This window comes from Pseudomonas sp. 05N434 (assembly GCF_056396965.1).
Genome location: NZ_JBFTMK010000435.1, coordinates 1 through 5393 on the forward strand (window position 1 = coordinate 1; position 5393 = coordinate 5393).

Sequence of the window (5393 nt, forward strand, 5' to 3'; positions counted from 1 at the left end):
GGTTTATATCCAGTTCCCACCGGACGGCATTCAGGACTTCGATTTTGTTGCTGATCCGCCCCAAGGGGCTGCTATACAGGTCATCCTTCCCATCGACGCATCAAAACTTTGGAAAGACCCGCCACTCGATAAACTCAAGGGAGTAAGAGTCCACTCTGCTGGCAACTCGATTGAAGCTCACCTTAAGAGTTCGAAGTCCGTGGCTTGTGGATAAACAACTCATATAGAGGGATACGTGTCGGGCCTTGCCTGACACGTATCAGCCATTGGAATGTCACCCTGGCAGCACAACAAACCTCTGTGGACGTCGTTTGATATGGATCAACAACGCCCTGCGACCGTGGCGTAAGTTCAAGATCACTCCCTCTAACGGGAACACAACATACCTTGGTCCGCAGCCATCCGACGCTGCCGATCCGCGTTATCACTGTGGAGATCGCCATGCACATCTACGTCAAGTCCCTCCTGGCCGCACTGGTCATGAGCAGCCCATTGCTGACGCTGGCTGCCGAATACCCCGAAACAACGCCCGCCGCCCCCTCCGAGGACGCAACCCAAGCCACGCCCATGCAAGACAAGGCCATGAGCGAACAGATGAAGAAAATGCAGGCGGCCCACGACAAAATGATCGCCGCCAAAACCCCGGCCGAACGCCGGGCAGCCATGCAGGAAGCCATGACTACGATGAGAACAAGCCTCGGCATGCTGCACGACAATTGCAGAGGTATGGGGATGGGCATGGGCATGTCCGGTGGCAAGGGCAGCTCGGATACGGCGATGATGGACATGATGATGAAAATGATGGATCAGCAATCCATGATGATGAAGATGCCGATGGGCCAATAAGCATCGCGCCATGGCCCCCGTCGTAGACGGTTGGCATTGGCCGGCATAGCCGGACGACACCCCGGAAGATTTTCGTCAGAACGGAGCGCATCACATGAACCACTCAAACCCCTCGACACCTCCAGCCACCTCATTCTGGCGCAGTAAACCCGGCATCGCGCTAGGCATGCTGCTGGTGATCGGACTGTTCTACCTGGCCCGCGAGCATTACGGTCATATCTACCCGCTTTTGCCCTATCTGATTCTATTGCTGTGCCCGCTGATGCACCTGTTCGGGCATCACCACGGCAGACACTGACCCATGCAGCGCCATCTCGATCACCTCAAATCACCTGCTTTGGCGCAGCAGGCGGCGGAGCCGACGACCGAAAAAGAGTACACCTGCCCCATGCACCCGGAGATCCGCCAGCGCAGTCCGGGTACATGCCCCAAGTGCGGCATGACCCTTGAGCCGGTGTTGCCCGAACTGGAGGAATCGGACAACCCTGAGCTCGTGGACTTTTCCCGGCGCTTCTGGTGGACCCTTCCTCTGACTCTGGCGGTGACCGCACTGGCGATGGGCAGCCATGGCTTGAGCCTGTTTCACGGCGCCACACAGAACCTGGTCGAACTGGTGCTCGCCACGCCCGTCGTGCTTTGGGCCGGCTGGCCGTTCTATGTGCGCGGCGCCCGTTCGGTCATCCAGCGCAGCCCCAACATGTGGACGCTGATCGGCCTCGGCACCGCGGCGGCCTTCCTCTATAGCCTTGCCGCCACCCTGACACCCGGCCTGTTTCCAGCCACCTTCATGATGGACGGCCGGGTTGGCGTGTACTACGAAGCAGCGGCGGTCATTATTTCCCTGACGCTGCTCGGACAGATGCTGGAACTCAAGGCGCGCTCGCAAACCTCGGCCGCGATCAAATCACTGCTCGGCCTGGCGCCCAAGACTGCGCGCCGGATCAACACCGACGGCAGCGAAACAGACATTGCACTGAGCCATGTGCACAGCGGCGACACCTTGCGCGTGCGCCCCGGCGAGAAGGTCCCGGTCGATGGTGTGGTGTTGCAGGGCGAAAGCGCGGTGGACGAGTCCATGCTCACAGGCGAGCCGGTCCCCGTGATGAAACGCCCTGGTGACGGGCTGATCGGCGCCACCCTCAATACCCACGGCAGCCTGGTGATGCAGGCGCAGAAGGTGGGCTCAGCCACCGTGCTTGCGCAAATTGTGCAGATGGTGGTCCAGGCACAACGCTCCAAAGCACCGATGCAACGCCTGGCGGACGTGATTGCTGGCTACTTCGTCATGGTGGTGATCGCCATTGCCGTCCTGACTTTTGTCGGCTGGGGGTTGTGGGGGCCGCAACCGAGCTGGGTGTTCGGCCTCATCAATGCAGTGGCGGTGCTGATCATCGCCTGCCCGTGTGCCCTCGGCCTGGCCACACCGATGTCGGTGATGGTCGCCACCGGCAAGGCGGCCAGCAGCGGCGTGCTCTTTCGGGATGCGGCGGCGATCGAAAACCTGCGCAAAATCGACACCCTGATCGTGGACAAGACCGGCACCCTCACCGAAGGCCGCCCGGCGTTTCACAGCGTCGAACCTGCGCCTGGCTACAGTGCTGACGAGGTGCTGCGCCTGGCCGCCAGCCTCGACCAGGGCAGCGAGCACCCGTTGGCCCACGCCATCGTCGAACATGCACGCGCCAATGGCTTGGTGTTGAGCACAGCGCAGACGTTCGAGTCGGCGTCAGGGATCGGCGTGCGCGGCCAGGTCGACGGGCACCGTGTTCAACTGGGCAACACCGCCCTGATGGCAGAAGCCGGCATCGCCCTGGAAGCCTTGCAACCTCAAGCCGAGCAACTGCGCAGCGACGGAACCAGCATCATGTACCTGGCCGTGGATGGCGTGCTCGCGGGGTTGCTCGCCGTCGCCGACCCGATCAAACCCACCACCCGGCTCGCTGTCGAACGCCTGCAGGCCGATGGCGTGCGGGTGATCATGGCGACCGGAGACGGCCTCACCACTGCCCGTGCCGTCGCCCGCCAACTGGGTATCGAAGAAGTCCACGGCGAGGTCAAGCCACAGGACAAGGAACGCCTGGCCGCCGCATTGCAGGAACGCGGGCACCGAGTGGCAATGGCCGGCGACGGCATCAACGATGCCCCGGCCCTGGCCCGTGCCGATGTCGGTATCGCCATGGGCACTGGCACCGATGTCGCGATGAACAGCGCTCAAGTCACCCTGGTCAAGGGCGACCTGCTCGGCATTCTGCATGCCCGCAACCTGTCGGTGGCAACCGTGCGCAACATGCACCAGAACCTTGCCTTTGCCCTGGCCTACAACGCCATGGGCATCCCCCTCGCCGCCGGGTTGTTCTACCCGCTGACCGGGCATTTGCTGTCCCCGTTGGTGGCGGCACTGGCCATGAGCGTGAGCTCTGCCTCAGTGGTGTTCAATGCCTTGCGCCTGCGCCGGGCCGTGATTGACTGAGCACATTGCTGACAGCCAGGAAGCGGTTTCACTACACTGATCCAGCCTTGCCCCCCACTCCATCACAAAAGCCCGATAACGATGAAAACCATAAAAAGCACATTGCTGCTCAGTGGCCTGCTGGCGCTATCCTGCGGCGCTCAGGCAGAGCAAAGCCCTTCGCACCTGGACACCGTCCTGCAACAAGGCCAACTGCGCGTTTGCACCACAGGCGACTACAAACCCTATACCTTCAAAGGTGAAGACGGCGAATACTCGGGCATCGACATCGCCATGGCCCGCTCGCTGGCCGACAGCCTGGGCGTGAAGGTCGAGTGGGTCCAGACCACCTGGAAAACCCTGATGCCCGACATGCTCGCGGGCAAATGCGACATCGGCGTCGGCGGCATCTCCGTCACCCTGGAACGCCAGAAAAAAGCCTTCTTCAGCACCACCCTGGACGTCGACGGCAAAATCCCGCTGGTGCGCTGCGAAGATCAGGCGAAATACCAGACTCTCGAACAAATCAACCAGCCTTCGGTTCGCCTGGTCGAACCGGCCGGCGGCACCAACGAAGCCTTCGTCCACGCCTTCCTGCCCAAGGCGCAACTGCAGCTTCACGACAACGTGACCATCTTCCAGCAACTGCTGGACAAGAAGGCTGACGTGATGATCACCGATGCGTCGGAAGCGCTGTATCAGCAGAAACTCAAACCGGGTTTGTGCGCGGTCAACCCGACGCAATACATGCAGTATGGAGAGAAGGCATATCTGCTGCCGCGGGATGACATCAGCTGGAAGATGTATGTCGATCAGTGGCTGCATTTGGCCAAGGTGACGGGGAATTACCAGAAAATTCTGGGTCAGTGGATCGCGGTGCCAGAGGCTAAATAGCCCGTTAGTCCATTCCCCGTAGCAGCTGGCGCAGCCTGCGTTCGGCTGCGCAGCAGTCGTAAAATCAGAACACGCGGCTCATCAGGTAAATCACGCAACGGCGAAAACACCCCAGCCGTTGCGTCATTCCTTAGTCGTGCAGCAAGCCCGAGCTGTACCGGTGATCAGCATGGCTTTGAAGAGGTTCGAGATCATCTTGTTGTTTCCTGTGGGCTGGAGGAGAGGCAGCACGGTCTTAGGTGGTCATCCTATGCCGCGAGCCTGCCCAACTTGATGAAACATTGCTGAGCGACAGCGTTGGTTCAGCATCCTTGTTTTTTCTGAAGCGACACACCTGCTCAATGGCGGCTTTGTGCGGGAGACCTTCGGGTCTGCCGGGTTCCTGGTTTCCCGGTCTTGCAGACCCGCGCACAGCTGCCACCGCATCGATTTGGGCGCTGCTTTCTCATTCCGTTTTCGCGGGCGCAGATCCGGCAGATCAGATAGTGCATATAAACATACACTCGATATTTCAATTTTTTCCAAAGGCGGAAAATTTCCCGGGGTGGGAGCTTTGTGCTCGCCTATACTAAAAAGATTGAACAGTGTCAGCGAGTGCGCTTAACAAGATATTGAAATTATTGAAATTCAGGCGTCTTTTGGAGTGACTGGTTAAAAAACATATTTCTGTGATGATCTGGTGTCGTGACGAGGATTTGACATGAACGTTTTGTTGAAAGAGCTTCTGACCTATCATCACGAAGTGTCTATGAAAATTACTCAGATCAAAGAGTTGCTGAGGAAAATCAGACATGAACCCGATGGAACTGATGACTGCAAGCTGTTGTTCACGATGCTGGAGGCCTTGCATGGTGATGCAGAGCGACACCACCATGAAAATGAAGAACTTATTCGGCTGGCCTTGCTAGCGACTGAGGCGCCGATCCACCAACGGGTCAAGGATATCGAGCGAGATCATCAGGCATTTGGGCGCATTGCTGGACAGTTGAAGATGCTGAAGGATACAACTCACGAAACGAGAGTAATTGCTGACACTATCGATGACTTCATCAAAAAATATTACGATCACATGGACGCCGAGGAGAATATTTTCTTTCCGGCGGCAGATAAGTGGCTTTCAGACGACCAGTGGCAGGAAATCAAGCATCAATGGCATTAATTGGAGCTCGCCTCATACGTTAAAAAATTAGCTACTACTTAGTAC

5 protein-coding genes and 1 pseudogene are annotated in these 5393 nt (G+C 58.5%); all 6 read left to right on the forward strand.

Features of this window, described 5'->3' with window-relative positions; translation table 11 throughout:
- Positions 1-214, forward strand: a pseudogene (locus AC1DLB_RS22660) (hypothetical protein); the annotation flags it as partial.
- 227 nt (positions 215-441) lie between these two features.
- Positions 442-846, forward strand: a complete 405-nt coding sequence (locus tag AC1DLB_RS22665; RefSeq protein ID WP_064616971.1) for a hypothetical protein — start codon at positions 442-444, stop codon at positions 844-846.
- Between the two features lie 94 nt (positions 847-940).
- A complete protein-coding gene (locus AC1DLB_RS22670) occupies positions 941-1144 on the forward strand; it encodes a DUF2933 domain-containing protein (RefSeq protein WP_018928127.1) in 204 nt (67 codons plus the stop codon).
- Positions 1145-1147: 3 nt separating this feature from the next.
- Positions 1148-3316: a copper-transporting P-type ATPase gene (locus tag AC1DLB_RS22675; protein WP_477744422.1), complete on the forward strand. Its 2169-nt coding sequence runs from the start codon at positions 1148-1150 to the stop codon at positions 3314-3316.
- A gap of 81 nt (positions 3317-3397) precedes the next feature.
- Positions 3398-4189, forward strand: coding sequence for a transporter substrate-binding domain-containing protein (locus AC1DLB_RS22680; RefSeq protein WP_477744421.1), 792 nt, complete (start codon positions 3398-3400; stop codon positions 4187-4189).
- Between the two features lie 700 nt (positions 4190-4889).
- Positions 4890-5348 carry a hemerythrin domain-containing protein gene (locus tag AC1DLB_RS22685; RefSeq protein WP_018928134.1) on the forward strand — a complete coding sequence of 153 codons (459 nt, stop codon included), beginning with the start codon at positions 4890-4892 and terminating at the stop codon, positions 5346-5348.
- The last annotated feature ends 45 nt before the right edge of the window (positions 5349-5393 follow it).